Annotated in this window: 24 protein-coding genes; 19 read left to right on the forward strand and 5 right to left on the reverse strand. The window is 55.7% G+C overall.

What is annotated here, in order from left to right; all coding sequences use genetic code 11:
• Window positions 1–588 precede the first annotated feature (588 nt).
• The 10 genes from BLQ12_RS11610 (at window position 589) to BLQ12_RS11655 (ending at window position 11,499) form a co-directional block, all read left to right on the forward strand.
• On the forward strand, window positions 589–1,131 hold the full coding sequence (locus BLQ12_RS11610; protein WP_092210816.1) for a DUF2975 domain-containing protein: 543 nt from the start codon (window positions 589–591) through the stop codon (window positions 1,129–1,131).
• Window positions 1,132–1,223: 92 nt separating this feature from the next.
• Window positions 1,224–1,433 carry a helix-turn-helix domain-containing protein gene (locus BLQ12_RS11615; protein WP_092210817.1) on the forward strand — a complete coding sequence of 70 codons (210 nt, stop codon included), beginning with the start codon at window positions 1,224–1,226 and terminating at the stop codon, window positions 1,431–1,433.
• Between the two features lie 27 nt (window positions 1,434–1,460).
• Window positions 1,461–2,879, forward strand: coding sequence for a sigma-54 interaction domain-containing protein (locus BLQ12_RS11620; protein ID WP_175469682.1), 1,419 nt, complete (start codon window positions 1,461–1,463; stop codon window positions 2,877–2,879).
• 283 nt (window positions 2,880–3,162) lie between these two features.
• Entirely contained in the window at window positions 3,163–4,452 is a 1,290-nt protein-coding gene (locus BLQ12_RS11625) for a reductive dehalogenase (RefSeq protein WP_092210819.1), read from the forward strand.
• 21 nt (window positions 4,453–4,473) lie between these two features.
• On the forward strand, window positions 4,474–4,770 hold the full coding sequence (locus BLQ12_RS11630; RefSeq protein WP_092210820.1) for a VcrB family reductive dehalogenase putative membrane anchor: 297 nt from the start codon (window positions 4,474–4,476) through the stop codon (window positions 4,768–4,770).
• A gap of 298 nt (window positions 4,771–5,068) precedes the next feature.
• Window positions 5,069–6,244 carry an FMN-binding protein gene (locus BLQ12_RS11635; protein ID WP_092210821.1) on the forward strand — a complete coding sequence of 392 codons (1,176 nt, stop codon included), beginning with the start codon at window positions 5,069–5,071 and terminating at the stop codon, window positions 6,242–6,244.
• 1,052 nt (window positions 6,245–7,296) lie between these two features.
• Entirely contained in the window at window positions 7,297–8,034 is a 738-nt protein-coding gene (locus tag BLQ12_RS11640) for a hypothetical protein (protein ID WP_092210822.1), read from the forward strand.
• 59 nt (window positions 8,035–8,093) lie between these two features.
• Window positions 8,094–9,653 carry an asparaginase domain-containing protein gene (locus BLQ12_RS11645; RefSeq protein ID WP_092210823.1) on the forward strand — a complete coding sequence of 520 codons (1,560 nt, stop codon included), beginning with the start codon at window positions 8,094–8,096 and terminating at the stop codon, window positions 9,651–9,653.
• Window positions 9,654–9,794: 141 nt separating this feature from the next.
• Entirely contained in the window at window positions 9,795–10,670 is an 876-nt protein-coding gene (locus BLQ12_RS11650) for a hypothetical protein (RefSeq protein ID WP_092210824.1), read from the forward strand.
• 13 nt (window positions 10,671–10,683) lie between these two features.
• Window positions 10,684–11,499, forward strand: a complete 816-nt coding sequence (locus BLQ12_RS11655) for a hypothetical protein (protein ID WP_092210825.1) — start codon at window positions 10,684–10,686, stop codon at window positions 11,497–11,499.
• A gap of 3 nt (window positions 11,500–11,502) precedes the next feature.
• On the opposite strand, the gene BLQ12_RS11660 is transcribed toward BLQ12_RS11655, so the two are convergent.
• Window positions 11,503–13,338 carry a heavy metal translocating P-type ATPase gene (locus tag BLQ12_RS11660; protein WP_092210826.1) on the reverse strand — a complete coding sequence of 612 codons (1,836 nt, stop codon included), beginning with the start codon at window positions 13,336–13,338 and terminating at the stop codon, window positions 11,503–11,505.
• A 649-nt stretch (window positions 13,339–13,987) separates the two neighbouring features.
• On the opposite strand from BLQ12_RS11660, the gene BLQ12_RS11665 reads away from it, so the two are divergent.
• The 3 genes from BLQ12_RS11665 to BLQ12_RS11675 all read left to right on the forward strand — a co-directional run bounded on the left by BLQ12_RS11665 (window position 13,988) and on the right by BLQ12_RS11675 (window position 17,812).
• On the forward strand, window positions 13,988–14,212 hold the full coding sequence (locus BLQ12_RS11665; RefSeq protein WP_092210827.1) for a DUF7661 family protein: 225 nt from the start codon (window positions 13,988–13,990) through the stop codon (window positions 14,210–14,212).
• Between the two features lie 430 nt (window positions 14,213–14,642).
• The gene (locus BLQ12_RS11670; RefSeq protein ID WP_092210828.1) at window positions 14,643–15,599 is read left to right on the forward strand and encodes a class I SAM-dependent methyltransferase; all 957 of its coding nucleotides are present in this window, start codon (window positions 14,643–14,645) and stop codon (window positions 15,597–15,599) included.
• A gap of 59 nt (window positions 15,600–15,658) precedes the next feature.
• Entirely contained in the window at window positions 15,659–17,812 is a 2,154-nt protein-coding gene (locus BLQ12_RS11675; protein WP_254782041.1) for a molybdopterin-containing oxidoreductase family protein, read from the forward strand.
• Between the two features lie 244 nt (window positions 17,813–18,056).
• On the opposite strand, the gene BLQ12_RS11680 is transcribed toward BLQ12_RS11675, so the two are convergent.
• The 3 genes from BLQ12_RS11680 to BLQ12_RS11690 all read right to left on the reverse strand — a co-directional run bounded on the left by BLQ12_RS11680 (window position 18,057) and on the right by BLQ12_RS11690 (window position 20,348).
• The gene (locus BLQ12_RS11680) at window positions 18,057–18,794 is read right to left on the reverse strand and encodes a hypothetical protein (RefSeq protein ID WP_092210830.1); all 738 of its coding nucleotides are present in this window, start codon (window positions 18,792–18,794) and stop codon (window positions 18,057–18,059) included.
• Window positions 18,795–19,169: 375 nt separating this feature from the next.
• Window positions 19,170–19,766, reverse strand: a complete 597-nt coding sequence (locus BLQ12_RS11685; RefSeq protein WP_092210831.1) for a TetR/AcrR family transcriptional regulator — start codon at window positions 19,764–19,766, stop codon at window positions 19,170–19,172.
• 132 nt (window positions 19,767–19,898) lie between these two features.
• The gene (locus BLQ12_RS11690) at window positions 19,899–20,348 is read right to left on the reverse strand and encodes a hypothetical protein (protein WP_092210832.1); all 450 of its coding nucleotides are present in this window, start codon (window positions 20,346–20,348) and stop codon (window positions 19,899–19,901) included.
• 445 nt (window positions 20,349–20,793) lie between these two features.
• On the opposite strand from BLQ12_RS11690, the gene BLQ12_RS11695 reads away from it, so the two are divergent.
• From BLQ12_RS11695 to BLQ12_RS11715, 5 genes are all read left to right on the forward strand, one after another.
• Window positions 20,794–21,717 (forward strand): transposase, encoded by a 924-nt coding sequence (locus BLQ12_RS11695; RefSeq protein WP_092210833.1) that lies wholly within the window; start codon window positions 20,794–20,796, stop codon window positions 21,715–21,717.
• Window positions 21,718–21,866: 149 nt separating this feature from the next.
• Window positions 21,867–22,373 carry a peptide deformylase gene (locus BLQ12_RS11700; protein WP_175469683.1) on the forward strand — a complete coding sequence of 169 codons (507 nt, stop codon included), beginning with the start codon at window positions 21,867–21,869 and terminating at the stop codon, window positions 22,371–22,373.
• A gap of 55 nt (window positions 22,374–22,428) precedes the next feature.
• Window positions 22,429–22,851, forward strand: a complete 423-nt coding sequence (locus BLQ12_RS11705; RefSeq protein WP_092210835.1) for a GNAT family N-acetyltransferase — start codon at window positions 22,429–22,431, stop codon at window positions 22,849–22,851.
• Window positions 22,852–23,202: 351 nt separating this feature from the next.
• Window positions 23,203–23,514 carry a putative quinol monooxygenase gene (locus BLQ12_RS11710; RefSeq protein WP_092210836.1) on the forward strand — a complete coding sequence of 104 codons (312 nt, stop codon included), beginning with the start codon at window positions 23,203–23,205 and terminating at the stop codon, window positions 23,512–23,514.
• 145 nt (window positions 23,515–23,659) lie between these two features.
• Complete coding sequence (locus BLQ12_RS11715) at window positions 23,660–24,538, forward strand: radical SAM protein (RefSeq protein ID WP_367888778.1); 879 nt, start codon at window positions 23,660–23,662, stop codon at window positions 24,536–24,538.
• A 153-nt stretch (window positions 24,539–24,691) separates the two neighbouring features.
• On the opposite strand, the gene BLQ12_RS11720 is transcribed toward BLQ12_RS11715, so the two are convergent.
• Window positions 24,692–25,606, reverse strand: coding sequence for a LysR family transcriptional regulator (locus BLQ12_RS11720; protein ID WP_092210838.1), 915 nt, complete (start codon window positions 25,604–25,606; stop codon window positions 24,692–24,694).
• A 492-nt stretch (window positions 25,607–26,098) separates the two neighbouring features.
• Between BLQ12_RS11720 and BLQ12_RS11725 the strand changes: the two genes are divergently transcribed.
• Window positions 26,099–26,563 carry a hypothetical protein gene (locus tag BLQ12_RS11725; RefSeq protein ID WP_139163955.1) on the forward strand — a complete coding sequence of 155 codons (465 nt, stop codon included), beginning with the start codon at window positions 26,099–26,101 and terminating at the stop codon, window positions 26,561–26,563.
• The last annotated feature ends 64 nt before the right edge of the window (window positions 26,564–26,627 follow it).

Raw genomic sequence — 26,627 nt, forward strand, 5'->3', positions numbered from 1 at the left:
CTGCCACATGTCACACATCACGCGAATGCCCCGAAAGCGTGTGTAAAACGACTGCCTCCATGCATTCGCCATAGGGTTTCAAGGTGCCCCCACCTTGCCGCCGGAGGCAGTCCGGTTAAAGATGCCTGCGGCGGCCCTGCCGGGGGCCAAACTTTTGCCAATTTCTATCACCTGGGTTTGAAAAACAGATTCAGTTTAATCTGAATTAATGGCGAATGTGATTTTCCCTGAGGAACGAAGGGGAAAGCGCATTCGCAATCTGCTTTCAAGGTGGCACACCTTGCCGCCGGAGGCATCTTTTTGGTTTTTTCTCTGAACCTTATGAGACCCTGGGGTTCACCGTACTTTAGGACATCACCGGAAAAAGCCCTTCCGAACCATCCAATCCCCGCACACCGCCTGTCGATGACACCTGCCCATCCGACCGGACAGGAGTGTCCTGCCTTTTTATTATCGAATTTCGATAATAAATGATTGACACACAAGGAGACCCTGCGGTACCAATAATTATTGTTTTTCGATAATAAATGATTGATGTATAAGAACGCAATCGCCATTCACCGAGAACGCGACCAAAGGAGACCTGTTGTGGACAACCTGTCAAAAATCAAAAAAAACAGTAAGCGGTTTCACATGCTCATCACCTTTTTCATGGCAGCCATCCCCTTGTACTATCTTCTGTACTGGCTCTTCATCAACCAGCTGCCCAACGAGATCATCAACATCAACACCACGGCAACGCCACTGATCCCCGAGCATGTGTCCCCGGCCTTACGGGTTGCAGGGCTCCTTTGCAGCCTGCTGCCCCTTTCTGCCCTGACCTACGGCCTGATAACCCTCCGAAAGCTTTTCGCCCATTACAACAAAGGGGAGATCTTCTCTTTTACCCACGTCCGCCTGTTCAAAAGCACGGCCAAGGCCCTGGTGCTCTGGGTGGTCTTTTCCATCCTCTACGAATCGGCCAAGAGCGTGATCTTCACCATCGGCAATCCGCCTGGAGAACGAATGATAAGCGTCGGCTTCAGCTCGCCGGAGCTCACCACCCTGGTGGTGGCCGGCATCGTCTTTTTTATCGCCTGGGTCATGGATGAAGGCAGGGCCTTGAGCGAAGAGAGCCAATTTACGGTATAAGGGTCCGGGCACATGACCCGTTGCCGGCCGCCTCAGCGGTGACGCCGGCCCATGCCCATGTTATGTTGACCAGAAAATGAACCGGAGAGATCATGCCCATTATCGTGAATTTAGACGTGATGCTGGCCAGGCGAAAGATGAAGTCTGTCCAGCTTGCCAAACGCATCGGGATCACCGAGCAGAACCTGTCCATTTTAAAGACAGGCAAGGCCAAAGCCATTCGCCTGTCCACCCTGGATGCCATCTGCGAGCACCTGTCGTGCCAGCCCGGCGACATCCTGGAATTCAAAGCGTCGGAGTAACCCGGAACCACCATGGAATCGCAGTGTATGACCGACAACAGACTGGAAGCACAACGAACCCTCTTCGCCTTTGATCAGGCCCCGGTGGGCATCGTCTGGCACGACGCCGACGGCAAGATCATCCGCGTCAACCGATACGCCGCCCGCAAACTGGAGTACGCCCCGGAGGAACTCACGGGGAACTACCTCTACAAATTCGTCGTCCTGGACACCAGCAAAGAGAAAGGGTCCTATTACGGTGAGGACCCCGGGGCAGGGACCCTTCACAACCTGTTTACCAAGCGCGGAAAGGTGATTCCCGTACAGGTCCTGGTCTACGGGGCAGACGAAGACCACGGGGACTTCGGGTGTGCCTTCTTCACGGACCTCTCCGAGACCGTTCGCCTCACTGAAATGCTCCGGGCCTTTCAGGAGAAGTACCCCTGCCGGGATTCTGAAAAATCCCCGGAGCTCCATGCCGAAAACCCCCGGGAGGTCTTCCGGGATTTCATCGGCAAAAGCCGGGCCACGGGTGAGCTCTTCCGGCTGATCTGCTGTGTGGCCCCCACCCCCACCACGGTCCTCATCTCCGGAGAGACAGGCACGGGCAAAGAGCTGGTGGCCCGGAAAATCCATGAGTTGAGCGGACGGTCGGGGAAGAAGCTCGTCAAGGTCAACTGCGCCACCCTGCCCGCACAATTGGTGGAGGGCGAACTCTTCGGCCACGAACGCGGGGCCTTTACCGGGGCCCATTCGCGAAAACCCGGTCGATTCGAACTGGCGGACGGGGGGACAATTTTTTTAGACGAGATCGGTGAGATGTCCCTGGAGATCCAGGCCAAGCTCCTGCGCGTGCTCCAGGAAGGTGAGTTCGAACGGCTGGGGGGGACCGACACCCTGAAAGTGGACGTGCGGATCATCGCCGCAACCAACCGGGACCTCCCGGACCTGGTGCGCCGGGGCACCTTCCGCTCGGACCTCTACTTTCGGCTCAGCATCTTTCCCATCCCCACCCCGCCCCTGCGGGAGCGCAAAGAGGACATCCCCCTTCTTGCCCGATTTTTCACCCGGAATTTCTGCACCACCCTCAACCGCAAGGCCAAGACCGTGCCCAAAGGGTTCACCGATATTCTCGAAACCTACCACTGGCCGGGCAACGTCCGGGAGCTTCAGAACGTGGTGGAGCGCGCCTGCATCCTCAGCACCGATGACAGCCTGGACCCGGCGTGCATCTCCTTTTCGTCCATCCCCATGACAGACGCCCCGGCAGCCCCGGACTCCTTTGAAGAGAACGAGCGCCGGTACATCGCCTCGGTGCTTGCCGCCACCGGCGGCAAAGTGTTCGGGCCGGACGGGGCCGCTGCCGTCATGAAGCTCAACCCCCGGACCCTGACGTCCAAGATCAAGAAGCTGGGCCTGTCCAGATCGGCCTCCCCGGCCGGGGACGAGCCCCCTGAATCCAGATGAAATGACATCCCGGGGATGACATTTCATCCCCGGCGCTCCTTCAGCCCGTTGATCCCCGCCGCGCCGGTTTCCGCAGTGCCCCCATGATTTCCATACGATACGGTCTCCGTTCCCCTGTGCCCGGCAACCCGGCACGCTTTGTGCTCAGTTATGGGCACAACGCAGCGACCCAGGCAACCATGGGCCGCGCACACAAGCCAGAGATAAAATCGCCCGGACAACTGCGACGCCGTCACACGCCGACACCACTGTCAGGGCCCGATCAACTGCCTTAGGAGGATCAATGGATTCAGGAGAAGGATCAAAGAAAGAGGTCGATCTGAAACGAAGAAATTTTGTCAAGCTCGGCGCCGCGTCCGCCGTGGCCGGGGGGGCCCTCATGGCCGGCCTGCCGGCCCAGGCCGCGGACAAAGCGACAAAAGGAGCAACAAACATAAAAGAGCTGCCGGACCTGCCCGTCACCATTGACGAAACGGTCTACAAACGGTTTCACCAGAAAAACACCGCCTTCTGCCAGGCCATCTCAGGGGATTTTCCCCAAGGACGCCAGGCCCTGGGCCTGTTGGGCAGCACCTCGCCCGAGCTGGGGCAGCGCGTCCTGGACAAGGCCATCTCCGATGCGGGGTGGTACATCGACTCCCTCATCGCAGACGGCGCCTCCACGGCGAGCCCGGACACCGTGGCCTACGCCCGGGACAATGAGGTATCCCCGGACCGCTACGATTTTGCATCCCCCGACGAGGCCTCCCTCTACATCAAGAAAGCGGCCCGTTTCCTGGGCGCCGACCTGGTGGGGATCACCCCCTACGACGAGCGCTGGACCTACGCCTCTTTTTACAACCCCCAGAAGCAGAAAAACCTGCCGCCGGACCTGCCCTTTACCCCCAAATCGGTCATCGTCATGGCCTTTGAGATGGACTACGGGGCCATGACCACGGCCCCGTCCGGGGTCTCCGGCGGCGCCGTGGGCAAGGGATACTCCCAGATGGCCATCACCGGCGCATCCCTGCGCAGGTTCATCACGAACATCGGCTACAAAGCCTTTGCCGCCGGAAACGACGTGGCCTTGAGCGTCCCCTACGGCATGGCCGCAGGGCTGGGGGAAGCGGCCCGAAACGGCATCCTCGTCACCTACGAGTACGGCCCCCGCGTGCGCATCGGCAAGGTGTTCACCGAGCTGGACCTGGCCCATGACAAGCCGGTGAGCTTCGGGGTCCGCCACTTCTGCGAGACTTGCATGCGCTGTGCCGACGCCTGCCCGGGAAACGCCATCTCCACGGAGAAGGAGCCCTCCTTTGCCGTTCACAATGAGTGCAACAACCCGGGGGTGGCCAAGTGGGCCATCGACGCGAAAAAATGCCTTCTGGCCTGGGGAAAAACCAAAAGCGACTGCGCCACCTGCATCACCAGCTGCCCCTACAACAAGCCGGACTTCTGGCACCATCGCCTGGTGGACAAAATCAACCACCTCATGCCCGGCCCGGCCCACTCCATGATGCGGGAGATGGACAAGCTCTTCGGCTACGGCAACTCCTTTGACAAAAAAGCCGTCAGCAATTTCTGGAAATCATAATCACCACAAGGAGACACACAGATGGGTGTATTCAGCGGTATTGAAACCCTCTTTTTTATCCTCGGGGCCTTAACCACCCTGGGCATCCAGGGCATCGTTTACCTTAAGAAGGTTCGCGGCGCAGGAAACCAGAGCCTCGTCCTGTCCGGAATTTCGCTCTTTCTCTTCCTCTTTGCCCTGGCCTGGTCGGTGAGCTCTGTTCTGGAAAATGAGCACCAGGCCGCCAACATGGGCCTCCTCTTCTTCGGCCTGCCCGCCGTCCTCCTTGCGGGAATGGCCTGGAAGAAGCTGCCGCCCGCCGGTAAAAAGACGACATAAAAAACAAAAAGATGCCCCCGGCGGCAAGGTGTGCCACCTTGAAAGCAGGTTGCCAATGCGCTTTCCCCTTCGTTTCTCAGGGAAAATCACATTCGCCTTTGATTTTGATTGGCCTGAATCTGTTTTTAAAACCTGTTTATCAAACGTTGCAAAAGTTTGGCCCCCGGCAGGGTCGCCGAAGGCATCTTTAACCTGGCTGCCTTGAAAGCATATTGCCCTTGCGCTTTGGCCCCGGTTCTTCGGGCCAAAGTGCAAGGGCCTTCGACTCGGGTTTCGCCCGACATAAAGACAAACACGTATGAACCTAAAAAAAACACTCACGATCCTTGGCGTCCTTGCATTGGCAGGGGCCCTGGCCTACGGCCGGGTGAGCCGGGAAAACAAGACGATCCAGTACCTGAGCGATCATTTCGCCCCTGCTGCCGTGGAAAAAACAGGTTCCTCCCCTGAGGCGTACCGGGTGGTGGATGGCGGCGAGACGCAATACCTCATCTACCCGGGTAGGACCACGGGCTGGGGCGGGCCCATGACCGTGGCCCCGGTGTTGACGCCTAAGCTTGTCCTGAAAGAGGTCCTGGTCCCGGAACACCGGGAGACGCCCCTGTTTTTCGAGTACCTCCTTGCCAACGGGTTCTTTGAACAGTTTGCAGGAAAGACGCCCCGTGATGCCCTCTGCGTCGGGAAAACCATCGACGCGGTGAGCGGTGCCACGATCTCGTCCAAGGCCATCACCCGTGCCGTGGACTCCGGTATGGCCCTTGCCGCCGAAGATGTCCTGGGCGTCAAGCGCCCCGCCCCGGATATCCGCTGGCGCGCAGGCAAAGAGGAGCTCCTCCTGCTGGCCCTGTTTGCCGCCGCCCTGGCCTGTACGCGGTTCAAACTCACCAGGGCAAAGATGCCCTTGCTGATCCTGGGTTTCCTCTTTCTGGGGCTGATGATGAACCGACCGGTCTCCGTCTCCAACATCGCGGCGCTCTTTATGGGCCACGCCCCCTTCATCGGGGACGACCTCTTCTGGTGGCTGCTGGTGCCGGGGAGCCTTGCCCTTGTCGCCCTTTCGGGAAAAAACATCTACTGCACCCGGCTCTGCCCCTTCGGCGCCCTGCAGGAGCTTATCGCCCGCACAGGAGGGCTCCGGGTATCGGTGCCCAAAAAAATCCAGGCAGTCCTCCGGGCCGGGGCCCTGGGCCTCACCTGGCTGGCCCTGATGGTGGCCTTTGCCACGGGCAATGCCGCCCACGCGGCCATCGAGCCCTTTGCCACCCTCTTCGGCCTCAAGGGAACCACCGTGCAGTGGTACCTGGTCTCCCTGGCCCTGGGGGGGTCGTTTTTCATTCCCCGGTTCTGGTGCAGGTTCTTCTGCCCGGCAGGGGTCTGTTTCCGGAAAGCGGCAGGGCTCCGAAGGAGTGTCACCAAAGGCATCACCATCCAACCCCACATGGGAAAGGCACGCCATGAAACGCCCACAGATTAAAGAGATCGCCATCCTCACCGGCGCCCTTCTCATCCACGGGATCCTCCTTGTGAGCCTGCTCACGAACGTGTAAAAAACCGAAAAAAGCAAGACATGTCCGGTTGCCTCAAACACAACCGCCTCTCGTTCCGGCCCGGTGGAATAGAAGAGAGGTGGTGGCAACCGGAGGCCCGCCTTTTCTCCATTCTTTTGTCCCCTCTGTGCCACGGGCCCCCAACTTTCCTGTCCAGCCCCCTTATCTTCCAGACAATCAGCTATTCCCTTACTACATTTCTCTATAAAATCAGCACAAAGCCTTCCCCTGGGGGAAGGCTTAAGCAACAGACAGGCCCATACCGTGCGTAATGGCCCGATTACACGAACCATACAAGCATCGTCATTGAAAACTGGTTGAAAATACACACGCTGAGAAGTGTATGTGAACAGTCGGGACATTCCAGATCAATTCAGTACATATCCGGACTAAAGGCACCGTGGTTGCCGCAGCGCCCCGGAGGACGGGGGGGTGCACATCCCGCCCCCTCTGCAGTCTCTCGCAAGCCGTTCTTTTTTCGGCCTTTTCCCTGTTCTGCCGCTTGATTTTTCAGCCGATCTATGCAACGATCTTCGCGACCCACAACACGCCTTATTTACAACGATAAATACCCACAACTCACCTAAAGGAAACACCGTAGTTTCCGCCCACGGAGCATGAAGGCCCTGTTTTTCGTCATATCGCCGTCATTGGCCGCCGGTATGCAGCCTGTACGCGTCACATCGTCCGAGACCCAACCCTTTTCGCAGCCCTTTTCGCAGACATGCTGAGATCCGAAGACGGCCCATGACCATGCATGGGCTTGGCCGGAAAAACTGAAATGAACCACGCCGGAGCCAGCTTTCGTTTTGCACCACCCGGGCAACCGCAGGTGGTATGCATCATCCCCAAAGCGGCCAATGCGTGCACCTGTCCGGTTGCCATTTTCCGAGCCTCCCGCCCTTTCCAACCGGCCCGATCCCGGGTTCCTGCCTGAAAAACCGCGGGACGGGCCACATCGAGATAAGGAGATCAAGCCATGCCCTCATCACCCCTGTCACGAAATCTTGCGAAATATGCCGGAAGGCTCAAGTTCTGTGGCGTCGTCAACCCCGACAGCAAGTTTCACCTGCTCAAGGAAGCCGCCCCGGAAGACCATGTGATCGCCCCCAACTATGTCTTTGTGGAGGGGATCGGTAACGTCCCCCAGTATGCGCCCACGGTCTTCGGCCAATCCGCCGCCTACGACCCGCCCCATGACTGCGAAGGCTACTTCATGTCCGCGAAATACCAGCCCAACAACAACTGCTATGCCTACGGCTGCGTCATCGCCAGCAACTCCTTTCCCCAGCCGGGGCGTCTCAACGGCTACAGCCTACCAAGCAATTTTACGGGCTCGGATGTGGCACACGGGGCCGAGTTGGACGGTTTGTCCATGGTGGGAAAAACTCTGGATGCGGTCTACTCCCATGCGAAAAAGGGCGCCCCGGGTCACTACGTGGCCCTGCTCATCTCCGATGCCGACCCCGACATCGGATGGACCGGCGACTACCACTGGGTCCGTTGCGACGACCTGACCACCTCCATGTGGTCCCAGAAAGACGGCTCCGATCAGGTCACGGACTTTGATTTCGCAGGCAACCCCATCACCGACCCTGCCACGGCCAACTGGACCGTAAACCAGGGCCCCACCAAGACAGACGTTCAAGAAATGGTGGTGAGCTACGATTTCTACACCTACATGTTCGTGCCCCGCGAAGGCGTGAATATCATCTGACCCGCAGGATTTGTTTTAACCACAAAAACGACGTTCCCAACCCAAGGAGAACCCCTTCCATGAAACTTTACATCCTGTATACAGGCGGAACCATCGGCTCTGTGGGCACCCCCCTGTCCCCCATGTCCGGCGCCGATTTCAAAACGGCCTTCACCGCCAATGTGACGCCCATGATCACAGGCCAGACCTCCATCACAGAGGTGGACATCGCCTACTTCGACCAGACCCTGGACAGCACCAACATGCAGCCCTCGGGCTGGGTGATGATCGCCCAGGCCATCTTCGACAACTACAAGGACTACGACGCCTTTCTGGTGCTCCACGGCACCGACACCATGGCCTGGACCTCTTCGGCCCTCTCCTTCCTGCTTCCCGGGACCACAAAACCCATCACCGTGACGGGCTCCCAGCTTCCCCTGTTCATCCAGGAAGGAGACGACCCGGCGGCGTACCCCTTTCTCTTCAACACCGATGCCCTGCGCAACGTGCTGGGCAGCGTGCAGTTCCTCACCATGGGGGTCAACGAGGTGTGTCTCTACTTTGCCGACTACCTCTATCGCGGCAACCGGGTCGTCAAGACCAACGCCAGTGAATTTGTGGCCTTTTCCTCGCCCAACTACCCGGCCCTGGGAGAGTTCGGTATCCTGCCCACCCTCTACAACCAGTTCCTCCTGCCGCTGCCGGGATCCAACTCCCTGGAGGCCAACTACGAGCAGGTGGGTGCGGACCTTGCCACCATCACCGCCAACATCACCAGCAAATCGGTCATCCAGTTCCTCATTTTTCCGGCCTACTACAACGAAGACACCGGTGGGGACCCGTCCCTCCTGACCTCCATGCTCACCCAGCTGAGCCAGGTCTCCCCGCCCCTTGCCGGGATCATCTTCGAATCCTACGGAGAGGGCAACATCCCCAGCTACCAGACCATGCAGACCCTCTTGGGGGACATGCACTCGGACGGCATCATCCTGGTGGACTGCACCCAGGTGCTGGCCGGAGACGTCAACTACAACGCCTATGCCACCGGGGCCTGGCTCAAGGAGGCCGGTGTGATCAGCGGCCACGACATGACCCCCATCGCCGGCCTTGCAAAGCTCGTCGTCCTCCTTGCCAGGGATCCTTCCATGGCCATGGCCGATGTGGAGAACCTCATGGGCCAGAGCCTTGCAGGCGAGCTCACCCCCTACTACGCCATCTCAGGCTACCAGAACGCATACCTGGCACCGGGGGAGAACCTCTTCTCCATCAACGGCAACTACCAGTTCCAGAACACCACCGACGGCACCCTGGCGCTGTACGACGTCACGGATGCCTCCAACCCCACCCTGATCTGGTCCCAGGATATGGGCGCACAGGGCAGGCTGGTGATGCAGTCCGACAACAACCTGGTCTTCTACGACATGAGCCACACCCCGCTGTGGGCCACGAACACAGCCGCCATCGGCCACAACGCCTACCTCCAGCTCGGAAACGACGGCTCCCTGGCCCTGTACAACATGGACACGGATGAGGTGTTCTACACCATCTATGCCCCGAGCACCGAAGCCGCCCCCATGGCCGATGCGGTGCCCACCGCACCTGAAATCCTGCTGCTGTCCACCCTGGCCCGCAGGCGATGACAATCAAGCCCCCGGTGACGGCTTTTTACCGGGGGTTTTGACCGTTGTACCCGGCATTTTCCCCGGGTCCGGGCATGTTGCTCCCGGATCCCGGGGCCCCGTTTTTTTTTCCGCCCACGCCAACCATGAAAGGAGACCCCCATGTGCACCATTGGAACCGTGTTTGACGCATCCGTTGTCCGATCCTTCAAGCAGTGCGACCTCACCGACCCCACCACCTTTTATCCCCCGGAAGAACGGCAGGGAAAAGCCGGAACCTACCTGGCCCTCACCCGCCTGGGCAGGCCGGGTCTGTGGGCCGGGGGCAATACGAGCGGCGTTACCTTCACCGCCGCGGACAACTACACGCGTGAACTCACGGCACGACAGAGCAACTCCCCCTTCCGCCTGGTCCGCACCAACACCTACCAGGGGTCGAACAGCTCCGTGGACTCGTTGTTCCTGGCCTACGAAAAGGCCGTGGCCGATTACGACAACGCCCAGGACGCCGCCAACTCCCTGGCGGATTTTTACTTAAACGGCGACGCCGAACACCCGGGGCCCTTTGAGTCAGCAGACATCGCCATGTTCTCCGACACAAGCCAGGCTGTTTACATGGAGTACTCCCCCGTCGGCAACTTTAAATTCAACGGCCTGGGCGATGTGGTCGGCCAGACCGGGAACCCCGAGGTCCTGACCCTCTCCCCCAAGGCCGATTATTTTGCCAACACCAACAACTGCCGCCTCTTCAACACGTCCGTCACCTACCCCATGAACCTGAGCACCTTCCTGCGCCTGGAACGGGCCGAGCGGTTGTTGCTGATCCAACCCAACCACGACGGCATCCACAAGCTCCTGCGGGATCAGTACTTCGGCGAAACCGAGCTATCGATCTGCCGGGTCGCAGTCAAGCCCGGTGAGTTCTACACCCAGGCCTCGGTGATCTTCAGCACCCAGGAAAACGGCCTGATGTGCGAATACGTGATCAACGGCAACCCCCGCACCAAACCGTGGCAAACCATGACCATCACCAAATAAGGAGACCAGAGCCATGTTGACTCTCAAACGCACCGACTCCGCCCCCACCACGACCCTTCCCGAAGGGTTTCACTACGTCAGCCAGGACAACTACTGCCTGGTTCGCCTCAACGACACAGACAAAAAATATCTCTACTCGGACAGCGCCACCTCCTGCATCATCGTGGTCATGGCCGGTCGCAACGCCGATGACCAGGAGATCGTCATGCTCAGCCACCTCTCCCGCAAGGTGCGCTACGACTACTTCTTCAACCTGGTGGGGGCCCATTTCGTGGGGCCGGTCCACATCTGGGGCCAGGGGGGCAACCCGCCCCTGGCCGAGGCATCCAACGACAACACCCACACCCTCATGGGGTGGCTCATGACCCACTCTCTGGACAATTTCCGGTACAACATCCCGGCGGACAAGCCGAGCTGGTGGGTGGAACAGGTCACCCTCAGCCTGGGCCAGGGCGATCCCAACGAATGTCACCGGGACGACTTTGGGGTGGACTTAACCACCATGAAGGTCAGCAACCAGGCCTTTGACCTTACGTCCGAACAGCGGGATCCCACCGGGGGCGTCCAGACCCTCTTTGCCGTCTTCGGCATGAAGATCTACCCGCCGGTGTGGCTCTGGAAGTCCACACGCACTTTTGACGACGCCCTCATCTCCCGCCTGGTGAACGCCGCCAACCAGGACAACTGGACCCAGATCCTCACCATGACCGACGAGGAGATCCTCCACACCTACTCCAGCACCCCCGAGTGGGAGGTGCCGTGGTTCGTGGACACCCTAAAGGAGTCGGCGCAGTTTGTGGATAATTGGAACAAGACCCACGGAGGGTAAGCCTTACTTTGCATACCTCAGTGACGCGGCCAGGCCCACCACCAGGATGGAGCCGATGTTGTGGGCCACGGCCCCCAGGATGGGTGTGAGCACCCCGGCAAAACCCAGGAGCACGGCCACGAGGTTGATGCCGAAGCTCAGGGCGATGTTGGCCTTGATGGTGCGGCTCATCCTGCGGCTGAGGTCCACGAGAAAAGGGAGGGTCTCCAGCCGGTCGTTCATGAGCACGATGTCGGCGGTCTCAAGGGCCACGTCCGATCCGCGAAGCCCCATGGCAATACCGGTGTCGGCGGCTTTCAGGGCCGGGGCGTCGTTGACCCCGTCCCCGACGAAGATCAGGCCGGAGCCCTCCCGCGCGTCAATAAGACCCAGCTTCTCATGGGGCTTGCACCCGGCGTGCCACCGTGAAATCCCCACCTGGTCTGCCAGGCGGCGGACCGCCGGTCCCCGATCCCCTGAAAGGATACGGACATCGGTAAGGCCCTTTGCCTCCACAGCCCGGATCACCTCCCGCGCCTCGGGGCGCGCCTCATCATCCATGCCGAGATACCCCCAAAGCTCGCCGTCCACCCGCACCTCTACGGTGGTCAGGCCTGTCTCACCCCTGGCATCGCTGGAGACCACGTCAACCCGTGCGTCCCCCACCCTGCCAAAAACACCGCGCCCCACCTCGGACTGAATCTCCCGGGCAACGGGCACAGAGCACCCCAAAGCGTTTGCCTTGGCCAGGATCGCATGGGCCAGGGGGTGGGCGCTTCCCGTCTCCAGGGCGGCTGCCATGGAAAGGAGATCTTCCGGGCGCCTGTCCCCTTCGGGCAGGATCTCCACCACGGCGGGCTCGCCCTTGGTCAGGGTGCCGGTCTTGTCAAAATAGAGGGCATCGGCCCCGGCCATGGTCTCCAGGAAACCGCCCCCCTTCACCAGCACGCCCTCTTTGGCCGCGCGGCTGATGGCAGCCACCGTGGTGACGGGCCCTGCCAGCAGAAAGGAACAGGGACACCCCACAATTAGAACCGTGATCGCCCGGGAGATCTCCCCGGTGACAAGAAGGGCCAACACGGCACTGGCCAGGATCACCGGGGTAAACCACTTGGCGTATTCATCCACGATGCGAGCGCTCCGGGTCTTGGACGATTCGGCAGCCTGGATCATCTGGACGATCTTCCCGAAGGTGGAGTCCTCCCCCACGCGCACCGCCTCCACGGTGATAAACCCGTCCACACAGGTGGTTCCGGCAAACACCTCGTCCCCTTGACGGCGACTCACCGGGATGGACTCCCCGGTGATGGCGGCCTCGTCCACGGAGGTGGCCCCCTGGCGAATCACACCGTCCACAGCGATGGTCTCGCCGCTTCGCACCACCAGCAGGTCCCCTGCACGGATGGAGTCCACCTTTACCTGTACTTCGCCCCCATCCCTTGAAAGGGTTGCCGTGGCCGGGGTCATCTCCACCAGCTCCTCGATGGCATGGCGGGCGCTGTCGCTCACCGCCTCTTCAATGAGAGCCCCCACCACCATGATGGCGCTGACCACAGCGGCCTCAAGGTAATTTCCCGTGAGCATGCAGGCGATGATGGCGATGCTCACCAGCTCGTCCACGTTCACCTCTCGGGCCATGGCCCCCTTGACCGCATCGACAATGATGGGGAGCCCATTAAGGGCCACCGACACGATCAACACCAGGTCCCTCAGACTCAGGGAGGCCACCAGCCCTGTGTTGCTAACCATCCCCGTCAGAAGGGCCACCGGGATCAAAAATGCCCCGCCCGCCACACGGTAAAAATCCGATGATTTGAATATCTCCTGATACACATTGAGTTTTGCATACCTGCCGATCATAGCGTTTCCTCTTTTTCGCGGTCTGTTCTGTCTCTATTATCTATGTCCTCATCACATGCATGTCTTCCGTTCCAGCACCAGAAAAACAAGCCCGGCACCCCCTCTCTATACCGGCCATTAATTTGAAGATCAAGTGTTTTGAAAATCAAACTAAAAAAAATCACAGCACCGCACACCCTATCTATAAAGCCCGCCCAATCAACACCATACGCCCCCCAGCCGCAAACGCCCCCTGTTCCTTTTCCGGGTCTGACGGCTGACGCCCCCTTGCCCGCCGTCCCCTTCTGCCCTCAAAAAACCGCGTTGCCACCTGGCCTCGATTTACTTATGATATATGCTCCTGTGTCCGGCGAATCGCTTTTTGAAAAGTCCATCGTCTTCGCCTTCGGAGACAGGCAAACCAACCGCAATACCATGACGAAAGGAATTCCCTTGAAGCAGGCTCTCCGCATTATCGGTCCCTATGCGGAGACTTGAAAAGCCAGGGGTAGTTCACCCAACATAGACAAAGCGGTGCCGTACCTATCGGACATTCGAGACACCCGTTATGCTGTCACATGGTGCGAGGGAACCGATGGTTTCCTGATGATAAGCAAGTGAGGTTCATTGAACGGCCCACAGATGTTCGTGGCGTTAAGGTATTTTCAATATGGTTGAAAAAATCACATTCAATGTATTTGGCAGGATCGTATTGGCCATACAAAAAGAAAACACATGGTCGTTGTTCTATTTGGGAGCGGATGGAAAACGCCGCCCTGCAACGGACCTCATTGTGCCCTCATTTATCGACAGCTCTGAGGTTGATACGTATCTCACTGACCTTTGCCACGAATGGGCCACGGAGAAGCACCCCGACGTTTTCAGGCTGACGTAAACCAGACGCGTTGCCTGCACACAAAAGCCGCAGTAGGGGAAAAGGCTCTTTCTGCTGGACTTTTTTCAGCCGTCTGTGAGATGTTGTAACAACTTGCAACCGTCCACAATCATACCAAAACACATGTAAACCCATCATCACAATCTGTAAAACCGGGGTGTGACCTCGTCCCGTTGGCTCTCAATCAACCTGTGTCCTCGGTTGATGCCCGGTTTCAACACGTGAAGCGCAAGTATACGATACTCCGATACAACGGGCTGCCATCCCCCCCATGGCATGGGCTCTTCGCCGGCACTGTGCCCGGAAACATCATCTCTGCGGAGATGTTCCGCGAGTTTTTCACCCAAAATTTACCCACCGCGCCCCTTTTCGTCAGGGGTAACCGCTCGGCCCCGGAGTATTCCCGGAAGGCCGCAAAAAGGCGCCGCATATGAAACGATGGTTACAGGAAAAGCTGATCTGTCCGGAGTGTGCTCCGGCGGAAAACCCGTTGAGCCTTACCGCCACACGCGAAGAGGGCGACGATGTGCTGGAAGGCGAACTAACGTGTCTCTCGTGCCAGAGGACCTACGGGATTGAGGAGGGCGTCGCCGTGTTGCTTCCTGAAAGCAGCATGGATTTGCTGTCGACCGGTTCAGGGTATAACTCCAAGGCCATGTTGTCCTCCTACTTGTGGAGTCATTTCTCTGAATTTTTCAACGGCACGGATGCCACCGATGCCTACAGGACCTGGTCCTCGTATTTTAAGGAAACAGACGGATGGGCCCTTGATATCGGCTGCTCCGTGGGGCGTCTCTCCTTTGAATTGAGTAAAACCCATTCCCGGGTGGTGGGCATGGACACCTCGCTTTCCTTCATCAAAAAAGCACGGCAGCTGCTGAAGCAAAAACGCCTGGAATTTGAGCTGATTGTCGAAGGCCACATGACAGAACAGCGGGGCTGCACGCTGGACCGGGACTGGAACTACGACAGGGTGGAGTTTGTGGTGGCCGATGCCATGGCCCTGCCCTTTCAGCGCACCCTTTTTTCGACGGCCACCTCCATCAACGTCCTGGAAAAAGTGCCCCAGCCCCTGCACCACCTGGCCAACATCAACCATGTGCTCAAAGATGACAACGCCATGTTTGTATTCTCCGACCCCTTTTCCTGGGATGAAGGCGTATCAGACCCTGGTGTGTGGCTCAGCGGACGGACGGAGGGGCCATTCACAGGCCGGGGCATCGACAATATCAGCCGGCTTATGGCAGGAGACGGCGGGACCTTCCACCCTCCCTTTGAGATACTGGATCAAGGCGATGTGGACTGGAAAATCAGGAAAACAGAAAATCTCTGGGAGCACATCACGTCCCAGTTTCTCGTCGGTGTCAGACATCAAAACAGGAGATGATCACAGTGGATCCGAAGCATGGTATTTGCGGCATATGTTTCCATAGCCCCGGGTGCGGGGTGATTGCACATTTTGATGAAGACAACAGGATCGACCGCCTGGAACCTGACCCCGAGGTCCCCATGGGCAACATCCTGTGCCCCATCGCGGACAGCGTGAAAGAGATCATCTATTCGGACCGGAGAATAACGCATCCGATGAAACGGGTGGGTCCCAAGGGCACCCACGAATTTGAAAAAATCAGCTGGGATGAGGCCTTTGAGATTATCGTCGATAAACTCCGGGAGATGAAGGAAAACTTCGGGCCGGAGACGGTGGCCTTTTATGCGGGGACCGGGACCTACGAGCGGTCGTTCAAAGATATCTTTCAACTCAAAGGGTCGGAAATCTACCTGGCGAGCAGCGTCCTGTTTCCCTTTGGGTCCCCGAACTCCTTCGGCGTGGGGGCCCCGTGTTACACCTCACTGGGCGTCCTGGCCCCCAAGTTGACCATGGGGTGCCTGCATATTGATATGTTCTCGGATGTGGACAACTCGGATTTCATCGTGGTCTGGGGGACCGATCCGTCGTCTTCAACGCCGCCAGCGATGTTTGAGCGGCTTAAGGCTGCCTCGGATGAAGGCGCGGAGATCATCGTCATTGATCCCAGGCGAACGAAAGCTGCGGAGTTGGAGGGCAGTGAGTGGCTCCCCATCAGGCCCGGATCCGATGGTGCGCTGGCCCTGGGACTGGCCCATATCCTCATACGGGACAACCTCTACGATGAGGAATTTGTGGAGGACTGGACCTTAGGATTTGATGAGTTCGCAGCGTATGTAAAAGAGTTCCCCCCTGACCATGTCGCTGCGGTGACAGGCATTGATGAGGAGAAAATTGAATACCTGGCCGAAAGCATCGCCGATGCGGAAGGCGCCAGCTACATCATGTATACGGGCCTGGAATACACCAAAAGCGGGGTGCAGAACATACGGGCGGTGATGGTTTTGTGGGCGTTGGCGGGCCAACTGGATGTGGAAGGGGGGCGCTGCTTTGCACGGCGGGAAAATACCCTGCCCCTTACCCGGAAGGGCCAGATTGAAACGCCGGGCTATGAGAAATCCATCGGAAAAGACAAGTTTCCCGTGTACTCCCTTTATTGCGGGGGAGAACCCCACGCCGCGCTTTTGCCAAAATCCATTCTGGAGGGAGACCCTTACAAGATACGGTCCATGTTTGTCATGGGGGCCTCGCTTTTGACCTCATGGCCCGATCCGGGTGTCTGGAAGAGAGCCCTGGAGACCCTTGACTTCCTGGTTACCATCGATTTGCAGCTCACCCAGGATGCTGCCTATGCAGATATCGTGCTGCCGGCCACCACGGCCTTTGAGCAGGAGTCCTACTGCTATTACGGCAACGCCATCCGGCTGAGGGAAAAACTGACAGACCCCGTGGGCGAAGCCCGGCCGAACTATTATATCCTGGCTGAGTTGGCGGATCGCCTGGGGTACGGGCATCTCTACCCCCAGAATCAAGAAGCGCTTTTGCAATATATCCTGGACGATACCGAATTTACGGTTGACGACTTGAAGCAGGCTGAAAAGTATGTGCTCCGTAACGGCAAAAAAGAGATGGCCTACCGAAAATGGGAAACGGGCCTGCTTCGGCGTGATGGGCAGCCCGGTTTTGAAACGCCTTCAGGCAAGTTTGAGATCAAATCGACGGTTCTGGAACACTACGGCTATGAGGGCCTTCCCAAATATGAGGAATCCATTGAAACCCCAGTCAGCAACCCAAAGATGCACAAGAGGTATCCGTTGATTTTAGGGACCGGCCCCTTCAAGCCCGATATGAAATCCTGCCTGCGGGCCATTCCCAGTTTTATGGAAAAATACCCGTATCCGGTCATCGAAATGAATGCATCTGATGCAAAAAAACGCCGCATCGACACCGGGGACACCGTCGTCATCAAAACCGCACGGGGATCGGTGGTGATGAGGGCCTATGTTACGGACAAGATCATGGAAGGCTTTGTGTACGCACCCGTGGGAGGCGGCGGCCCCCTGGGGACGGAGGCGTGGCAGAACGCCAACGTCAACGTGCTGACCGATCTCGATCAATACGATGAGATATCGGGGTTCCCAGTGTACAAAACGCTGCTGTGTCAGGTGAAGCACAAAAAACGGGAGCGCAGGCGCCCGGCCGCCCAGGACCCCAGTCTTGGGTGTGTGGGGTGAGGGGTGAGGGGTGAGGGTTGTCCTCCCTCCGCACTTTTGCCGGTCTTTTGTGTAATTTTAAGTTTAAGAGTTTAAGGGGACAGGCAACATATGCCTGACCGAAAAACAGCCCCAATAAGAACAAAAAAACAGCGGATTTTTTCCCATACGATGCAATTAAAAAAAGCCACTCTGCTGCGTCGAAGAGCCAGAGGTTAAGATGATCTGTGCTGGGAATAAAGTGCCTGTCCCCTTTAGACAAGCCCTAAATCATCAGAATACCCGACAGGGAGATACCTGACACCGTGTAGAGAAAAGGGGTATCCCAGGTATGGGGCGAGAGAGCCTCGGCAAGGGTCATCAGTACCGGTACGGCGGCCATGGCGATGATAAACTGAACCGGGGTAAAGCTGTCCCGAAACAGCAATATGGTTGCGCTGCTCACCAGAAGCACGCAGGCGCTCCCTTCAAGGGTCCGGATATATCGCTTGCGCGTAAAAAGCGCCCAGGTTTTATAGGGGTGCCTGCCAAACCGCACGCCGACGGGTTCGGCAAGGCCATCCCCGAGCCCGTTGATCAGCAAGGGGATATAGATGAGTTCCAGCATGCCGACCTTGGAAAAATAGATCATCAGGGGAATCATGATCACGGTGGCCGCAAGGATCTGGGTAGACAGCCAGAGCAAGGTGTGGGGCCGGTCCTCGGGTCGATCGAAGGAGAGAAAGGCCGTGGCGATGGCGGGAACCCTTTGCCGGACAGGCTTGATATAAATCACAAGGGTTGCTGCCATAAGGCACATGGCAAGGATGGTGGAGGCAAGGGTCCGTTCGTAGGTAAGGTACATGCTGAGATAAATCGGCAAGAAAAAGAGCATAAAGTGGTTGATCTTGCGGGTGTAGTTGACCTTCACCCCCTTATGCGTTACCAGAAGCCCGTTGAAATACGCGATGGAAAAATGAATAACAAAGCCTGAGACCTGCGTGATCACAAAACTTCTGTCCATGGTCATCTCCCGCGTTGAAATGTGTGCAAAAAAAGCCTCCGCCAGATCGGTTACGCATCGGATGTAAAAAAAGGGACCCGGTAAGAAGCCACGATGCATGGAATGGGGGGATTACACGATTTCAGATTGTACCCAGGCAAGGTTGCAATATGAAATTTTGGAGGTAAAAAAAACCCTTTCCAATACGCCGATCATCTTACCGGATCCCGGACAGTCTAACGTCCCACGGATCCACGTGGTTACCTACCTGTGTTTATGGGAACACTCGCTCCGATGCGAGGCTGCAGACCATGTCTTACGCCGTTCTAAAATCAGGCACCCTATTGAGGTCTCGCCACCGAACGGCACACCTGTGAACTCAAAAATCCCTATCCGTTACAAGGAGCGATGCTTCTCCACCACCCCTTTGAGCCCCTCCCAATACATCGCGTTGGCTTTAATAAAGGAGTCGACGATCTGAGCCTCGGTCTCAAGCTCTCGCATGTTCTGTGTCAAAGGATTCAGCATCAAATCCGCAAACCCGTGGGAGTAAATCCAGCCCTGGATCAGAACAGTCTCTTTGATCTCATCAGGAAGTCCCTCTAAGAGAGGGTAGTCGACAACCCTTTTCATGCTTCGCTTCAGGTTGTCCTCGGCCATCGCCGTGTTGATTCCCGGGTATTTATCGCTGTGGATGCACTTGTAAAGATGCCTCTCTTCTTTGGCAAACAGAACATACCCCAAACCCATATCCAGATAGAGGTCCCCACTTCTCGGGGTGTCCTGAAATCTTTCCAAAACCTCCCATGCCTTTTCCACCACCGCCTCTTCAATCTCTGCCATGGTCTTGCCACACGAATAGATCGGCATGGTGGAGGCGTTCAACTCCGCTGCAACGGTTCGAGCGGTCAACTTTTCCATGCCGTCTCTTCGAACCACCTGGAGAGCGGCCTGGGTAATGTCTTCAATGGCAAATCTGGTCTTCCGCGGCATAATACCTCATTTAAATAATGAATGTTATATAACACTTGTTATTTTGGGGTGTCAACACTATTTTTTCAAAACCAATTTAGCAGGTTAATCCCTCTCCCCGTCGGCAAGCACTTCGGGATACAAGCCCGAAGCTTATATCAATATCCAGACGCCATCTGGAAAAATTCCTTTGTAGCCCCATGGGATTCTCCCCTTAGAATAAATGGCGATTTTGCTTTCCAGGAAAGCCCCCACCGCCCCTTCTTTCGCAGACATAAGCGATGCGATGGTGACAACCTCGTCGTAAACCAGAGCGCACAATTCCGCGCTCGGGACCCTTTCGAACAACTTCAGGTAAACCTCTTCGGCCCAGTCCTCAATGTCGTCCTTGACGGCTCCGACTATCTCCTCCGCTGCTTCGTGGTCTTTGACACACCAGGCCTCATAAGGAGAGGCATAAACAGGCTCAAAAAAAGAATCCGGGTCATCATTCAGCATAGACGTCAATGCCTCGTGTGACCCAAATGACTGTTCATCCCGGGACTCGGTGACGCTGCAGAGATCAAAAAACCAGTCAATCTGTTTTAACTCTTCGAGTGTCATGCGTCTGTATTCTTCTCCAAATCCTGCTTTGTTGAAAAAAAAGCCACAAAACCGTTTCGGTCATGTTTGTAAGGCGAAATCGGTCCAAACACGAACATGCTTGAGTGAAGCGAAATCGCTTTCAACGGCTGTTTATCAAACGTTTCAAACACCTGGCCCCAGGCAGGGCCGCCGAAGGGAAAAAACTATGCAGTAACCATTTTCTTTTAAAAGGCATTACACCATACTCGCCCCCCGATGCAATCAAGAGATCGTCATGGACTGAAGAACATGATGGAAAAAAAAGAAAAAAAGGGACAGGCAAGATATGCTCAGATACTCTTTGACCTTTCTGAAACACCGTGGCATGATCACACCAAACAAGACAACCCATCTTATTTATTTGCATTTCCATCGAAATATCGGAACACCAAAAATTCAACTGCCCTTATTCAAGGAGGACGACATGCCTCGTATTCCCCGGATGGTCAGAACTGATTCAGGTCAGAAGACGGTTTATCATGTAATCAGCCGCACAGCCCTTGACGGGCTTCCGTTTAAAGCCACTGAAAAAGATGAGTTGGTTCGAATAATCAAACGGTTCTCCATGGTGTATGCCGTAAAGGTACTGGGTTTTTCAGTTATGGGGAATCACTTTCACATCCTGGTGGAGGTCACCCCACCTTCCATGCTCTCGAATGACGAAGTAAGACGCCGGTTTAAGCTTCTTTACCCCAAGGACTCCCACTTTCCGGAGGGACAACTGGACGATTTCAGAGAACGATTCTGCAGTTTATCGTGGTATGTGAAGGACATTAAGCAGACCTTTTCCCGAGCATACAACCGGAAGAAAAAAAGACGGGGAACCCTCTGGGGCGAACGGTTCAAAAGTGTCATCGTTGAGAAGGGAGAAACGGTCATCAACTGTCTGAGCTATATAGACCTGAACGCGGTACGGGCAGGAATTGTGAAACGGCCCGAGAATTATCGATGGTGCTCCATCGGGCATCATGTGCAGACAGAAAACAGAGACAGCTTTCTCTCTTTGGATTTCGGGCTGGAGGAATTTGGAGTGGAGGCGTCCCAACGGCTCAAGACGTATCGGGACTATCTGTATCATGCAGGGGCTGTCAAAAAACATGGAAAGGCGAGCATCCCCAATCCCATCCTCGAAGAGGAAAAAGCAAACGGGTTTGAATTAAATCAAACCCGACTATTTCGTTACCGTTCGCGATATTTCACCGATTCCGGTATCATTGGTTCCAAAGCCTTTGTGTTGTCGACCTATGAGGAATTCAAAGACCGACTTTATGGGGGAAGGAAAAGAATCCCCAGGCTGGTAAAAGGTGTTGAGGGAATGTATTCCATGAAACGACTGGGTGAGGCTTGAGCAGATTGGGTAGACCCGTAAAGCCCAAAAACACGATTATCCCTTGCCATATACATCGTTCATAAAGACTATGATAGCGAAGACATGGGTTACATGTCACAGCACTTTTTTGTATTGATGCCCTGAGCATCATGGAAAAGGATAGAGATATGACCATCAGAAACATTCTTATGCTTGGAAATGAAACTCTCAGAAAAAAATCAGATCCCATTGATTTTGAACGGGACAACGTAAATTGTCATCTCGAAGACTTAAGGGATACCCTTCATTTCTTTCAAAAAGAGAAGCGTATCGGCAGGGCCATTGCCGCCCCTCAAATCGGGTGCTTGAAGCGGATGGTTTATATGGAGACAGAGGGACGAACAATTGTAATGATCAACCCCAAGATTGTTACAAAAAGCCCCGAGACATTTGAAGTCTGGGACAGTTGCTTCAGCGCTGATGTCGCCTTTTTCTGCAGGACTCTCCGACATCAGACCATCGACGTTGAATATTGGAACGAAAAGCAGGAAGCAATCACTGAAACCTTCACAGGTGATTTGTCGGAACTTTTCCAGCATGAAATAGATCACCTGAATGGCATTTTGTTTACGGACCATACCATTGACCATCACATCATCATGAGAAGCGAATGGGAAAAGTTGGCCGCGTCCTAAGGGGACAGGCACTATACGCATTTAGCCAGCCGAAGTATGACAACAAGGGGTGAATATGGATATAGATGTGAGTTTGAGCTGCGAAGGCGTGGACTGGAAGGCCGTATCCGACACATTAAAAAGCGTAAATATGGCTTTCTACGAACCCGAAATCCATCGAAAGGCATTTGAAGCCAGCCATACGACCGTGTTTGCCTATCATGAATCGAAACTAATTGGATTTGGTCGCGCGATATCTGATGGCACCTATCAGGCAGCCATATATGACTGTGCGGTTCGTGAAGAATTTCAAGGTAAGGGAATCGGAAAAATAATCATGAATTCTCTGTTATCCGAGCTATCTCATTGCAACATCGTTTTGTACGCGTCGCCGGGTAAAGAAGGATTCTATCAATCCCTCGGATTCCGGAAAATGAAAACGGGTATGGCATACTTCCAGAAAAACGACGTGATGCGACGCCTCGGATTTATCGAGTAATCATCATCTCGTAAAAAAACCAGACCCTATTGAATAATCGGCCTGCCCCACCCTCTCCAACCAGCCCATCAAGGTATTAAAATAAAGAGGGAACAAGGAACAAGGGACAGGCAATTTATGCTTTGCTTGGACTTGCTGAAGCCCATGACAATGACAAAAAAAATGTCGAAATCTAAAGAGGAACAAAGAGCCTGTCCCCTTTAAAAAAATAAGCTACCGATTCTTTGTTCTTTTTCTGGATATGCGATAACGTACAGACGATTCATAGTGCGAAACAAAACGGCATTCGGCCATCATCCCCACCCATAGAGGCCACGAGCAACCAGAATGTCTTCGTGGCAAAGGACGATCATGATTGTTATCAAGGCAATATTGCAGGCAAAATCGGGCATGGAAATTTCATTGGAAGAGCTTCTCAAAGGCATTATCCCCAGTGTCCAGACAGAAAAAGACACCATTGTGTATACCCTTCATCGGTCCCAGGAACACATGGGCCGTTTTTTGTTTTATGAAAAGTACAAAGACCAGCAGGCCTGTAACGATCATATGACAACGCCATACCTTCAGGAGCTCCTGAGACAGTGCAAAGACCTCTTGAGCGAGCCCCCCGAAATCGAACTGTTCGAAGAAATTGCCGGGTTTACCCGAACAGTAAACTCATAAGCACATTGACTGGAGGCCCTTGCGCCTCCCTGCACCATGTACATCGCCAAGACCGTTGGAGCGTGAACCCAGTTGTTTCATTATTCCGAGCCACATGCATACGCACAACGAGGACAAAGCCATGTTGACTGGAATCCACATCCTTATGACATACACATGCAACCTTGAGTGTGACCATTGCTTTCTTTACTCAGGGCCCAGGGCGCAAGGGACCATGACCCTGGCCCAGATTCGTTCCGTACTGGATGAATCAAAAAAAATCGACGGTGTGGAATGGATATACTTCGAAGGTGGGGAGCCGTTTTTATTTTATCCCTCCCTGCTTGAAGGAATCAGGCTCGCACGAAGTATGGGATTTAAGGTCGGGGTCGTGACAAATATCTATGGAGCGGTATCCGATGAAGACGCCGACATACTGCTTCAGCCTCTGGCGGACCTTGGCGTCGCGGACCTCAGAATCAGTAACGATTCGTTTCACTATGGAAGCCAAAACAATCCTGCCGGGCGCGGACTGGCTGCGGCACGGAGGCTGGGCATCCCCACCGCCTCCATTTGCATTGAAAAACCCTTTGTCGAGTCCGTCCCCGGCCAGGACCAGGCCACAGGTTCCCCTGTCATTGGTGGCGGTGCCATGTTCAGGGGGCGGGCTGTTGATACACTCGCCGAAGGGTTACCCCGAAGGCCCGCTCGACACTTCACCACATGCCCCCATGAGAAACTGGAAACCCCATCAAGGGTCCATGTGGACTGCTACGGACATGTCCACCTCTGCCAGGGAATAAGCATGGGTAACATGTGGCAGCACCCGCTCTCACACCTGGTGCGCAGCTATGTCGCAACCTCCCATCCCATCTGCGGCCCCCTTGCAAACGGAGGGCCGGCAGGACTTGCAGAACACTACGGAGTCGAGCTGGAACAGGAGTATGTGGATGAATGCCACTGTTGCACCCTTATCCGCCGCACCCTTGTGGACAGATTTCCACAGTACCTTGCACCCAGGCAGGTATACGGCCCGAATAAGTAACGATCAAAAATACATAGAGAATTAGGATACATGTGACTCAGACTTCCCCCGGACACAGGTACAGTTATCCGAGATAACCTGCGCCCTGCAGTCATCACGGGGACGTTTTTGCGATAACCTGTTCGGGATCGGCATGAATGGTCAACGTGCCTTTTACGTCGCCTTCATAACCCACTCGGTCAACTCCCCAGAAGAGTAAGTAGCCATAAGATCGACAAATCGTCGGATTTTTGCAGGGACAAAGGCCGTTGAAACATAGGTGGCGTAAAGGGGATACGGCTCAAGTGTGTACTCCGGCAGCAGCTGGATCAGTTCTCCGCTTTCAAGCAGCCCCTTGAAAGCCCAGCGATTGCCGAGACTGATACCGAAGCCCTCTCGGTTAAGCTGCCGGACCACCGACGCGCTGTTCACCATGAATTTCGAGGACACCTTCACACTCTCTGCTCCGTTCGGCCCGATGAATTCAAGGGGGGTATCCCGCTGCATGCGGTTAAAGAAAAGAAAATCGTGACCGGGAAGGTCCGCCGGTTTTTTCGGGGTACCTCGTTTTTTCAGGTACGTCTTAGAGGCGATGAGCAGCACAGGCACGTCTATCAGCTTACGACAGATGAGGTTGGAATCGGGAAGATGGCCGATGCGGATAGAGACGTCGATTCCCTTCTCACTCATATCCGGGGCCTCACCTGTCAGGATAAGCTCCACCCTCAGGTCCGGGTACATCTTGACCATGGAGGTAAGAACCGGGGCCACATGCACATCCCCTATGTTATTGGGGGCCGTTACCCGAAGCAGCCCCCTGGGGGTGTCGGTCTCACGAGCCACATGGGCCTCAAGGGCAGCCTGCTCGGCCACAAGCCGACGCATGCCGTCATAATACTTTTTCCCCGCTTCCGTTGCCACGGAACGCCGGGTAGATCGTTGGAGCAACTTTACCCCGAGGCGGGCTTCCAGAGCTGCAACCTTCCGACTCACTGACGAAGGGTCCGTCCCCAACTGCTCAGCCGCCGCCTTGAGGCTTCCCGCTTCCACCACCCTTAAAAAAATCCGTTCATTGGTTTCAATTGTCATGATGACTCACCGAAAAACACCCTTCTTCCCCCTTCCTGTGTCATGCATTACCCATGCACCATTGGTTGTCACTCCAGCACCATTATGCCTGTCTGACGTGTCGTCGAGCCACTCTCATCAGTTCTAAGCCATATTCGAACAACGTAACGAAGAGGACAAAAACCGTTTGCCACCATCCGCACCATACCGGGAACAATTTCCTGTATGTCAAACGTTTCAAGACCTTAGCTCAGGAGATACCGAGCCGATACGATTAATTGCAAAATATGCAATTAATAAATGATTTTTTACCCCCTTCATGACATCAAATCAACCCCGTATAACATCTCCCAGGTTGGCAATACGCCACTTCAATCATCGCAAATCGCCGGAAAGGCCAAGCCGGTCTTCGGAATCTTGCCCTTGGTGGGGTATTTTTCGAAAACATCCCGAAGGCAGCGCCCATGGCGACAAGGCGTTCAGATCACCTTTAGAACCAGGAGGTTCATAACCATGAAATTACGATCAATTAAAAAATCACGTATCGCGTCTACCTTCATAGCACTCTGTGCCATCGCCCTCACCGGGACCCAGGCCACTGCCAGCTGCATGGATGCCATGTTCGGCCGGGTGGCCCACGAAGGAACCGAACTCCATGAGCTGGCCATGACATCTTTGAACCAGAACGGAGGCGCAGACACCTACTTCACCAACGGCGAAGGAAGGGTTCTGGATGTCAAGGCAAAACAGTTCGACGACGGGCGAGTCCGTGTCTCCGTTGTGCGCGTCTACATCCCCCGGAACTACATCACCGGAACCCATGACGGCACCCTGGCCGTGGAGGCAACTTACGACCGTCTCCATGAGCTGGCCCAGACAGGTGACAAACTCGGCGGTTATACCCTGCTCCCGAACTCTGTGGGCGCCGATGCTTTCCAGTGCGGCACAGACATTGCCATGGCCCTCGACTCAGAATAGTCCATTGCTGCAGATCGTTCTGTTCATTGCTCGGCCGATGCATCAGACCTGATCAAAAAAAGCT

The organism is Desulfoluna spongiiphila, from assembly GCF_900101345.1.
GTDB classification, from domain to species: Bacteria; Desulfobacterota; Desulfobacteria; order Desulfobacterales; family Desulfolunaceae; genus Desulfoluna; species Desulfoluna spongiiphila.

Coding starts and splice junctions, on each gene's coding strand:
- BLQ12_RS11630 (WP_092210820.1), top strand. CDS start 4,474: ATGGGTGTATTCAGCGGTATTGAAACCCTCTTTTTTATCCTCGGGGCC.
- BLQ12_RS11685 (WP_092210831.1), bottom strand. CDS start 19,766: ATGCCGCGGAAGACCAGATTTGCCATTGAAGACATTACCCAGGCCGCT.
- BLQ12_RS11720 (WP_092210838.1), bottom strand. CDS start 25,606: ATGACAATTGAAACCAATGAACGGATTTTTTTAAGGGTGGTGGAAGCG.
- BLQ12_RS11665 (WP_092210827.1), top strand. CDS start 13,988: ATGGTTGAAAAAATCACATTCAATGTATTTGGCAGGATCGTATTGGCC.
- BLQ12_RS11705 (WP_092210835.1), top strand. CDS start 22,429: ATGGATATAGATGTGAGTTTGAGCTGCGAAGGCGTGGACTGGAAGGCC.
- BLQ12_RS11615 (WP_092210817.1), top strand. CDS start 1,224: ATGCCCATTATCGTGAATTTAGACGTGATGCTGGCCAGGCGAAAGATG.
- BLQ12_RS11635 (WP_092210821.1), top strand. CDS start 5,069: ATGAACCTAAAAAAAACACTCACGATCCTTGGCGTCCTTGCATTGGCA.
- BLQ12_RS11695 (WP_092210833.1), top strand. CDS start 20,794: ATGCCTCGTATTCCCCGGATGGTCAGAACTGATTCAGGTCAGAAGACG.
- BLQ12_RS11670 (WP_092210828.1), top strand. CDS start 14,643: ATGAAACGATGGTTACAGGAAAAGCTGATCTGTCCGGAGTGTGCTCCG.
- BLQ12_RS11700 (WP_175469683.1), top strand. CDS start 21,867: ATGACCATCAGAAACATTCTTATGCTTGGAAATGAAACTCTCAGAAAA.
- BLQ12_RS11625 (WP_092210819.1), top strand. CDS start 3,163: ATGGATTCAGGAGAAGGATCAAAGAAAGAGGTCGATCTGAAACGAAGA.
- BLQ12_RS11620 (WP_175469682.1), top strand. CDS start 1,461: ATGACCGACAACAGACTGGAAGCACAACGAACCCTCTTCGCCTTTGAT.
- BLQ12_RS11660 (WP_092210826.1), bottom strand. CDS start 13,338: ATGATCGGCAGGTATGCAAAACTCAATGTGTATCAGGAGATATTCAAA.
- BLQ12_RS11645 (WP_092210823.1), top strand. CDS start 8,094: ATGAAACTTTACATCCTGTATACAGGCGGAACCATCGGCTCTGTGGGC.
- BLQ12_RS11710 (WP_092210836.1), top strand. CDS start 23,203: ATGATTGTTATCAAGGCAATATTGCAGGCAAAATCGGGCATGGAAATT.
- BLQ12_RS11650 (WP_092210824.1), top strand. CDS start 9,795: ATGTGCACCATTGGAACCGTGTTTGACGCATCCGTTGTCCGATCCTTC.
- BLQ12_RS11715 (WP_367888778.1), top strand. CDS start 23,660: ATGACATACACATGCAACCTTGAGTGTGACCATTGCTTTCTTTACTCA.
- BLQ12_RS11680 (WP_092210830.1), bottom strand. CDS start 18,794: ATGGACAGAAGTTTTGTGATCACGCAGGTCTCAGGCTTTGTTATTCAT.
- BLQ12_RS11655 (WP_092210825.1), top strand. CDS start 10,684: ATGTTGACTCTCAAACGCACCGACTCCGCCCCCACCACGACCCTTCCC.
- BLQ12_RS11725 (WP_139163955.1), top strand. CDS start 26,099: ATGAAATTACGATCAATTAAAAAATCACGTATCGCGTCTACCTTCATA.
- BLQ12_RS11690 (WP_092210832.1), bottom strand. CDS start 20,348: ATGACACTCGAAGAGTTAAAACAGATTGACTGGTTTTTTGATCTCTGC.
- BLQ12_RS11640 (WP_092210822.1), top strand. CDS start 7,297: ATGCCCTCATCACCCCTGTCACGAAATCTTGCGAAATATGCCGGAAGG.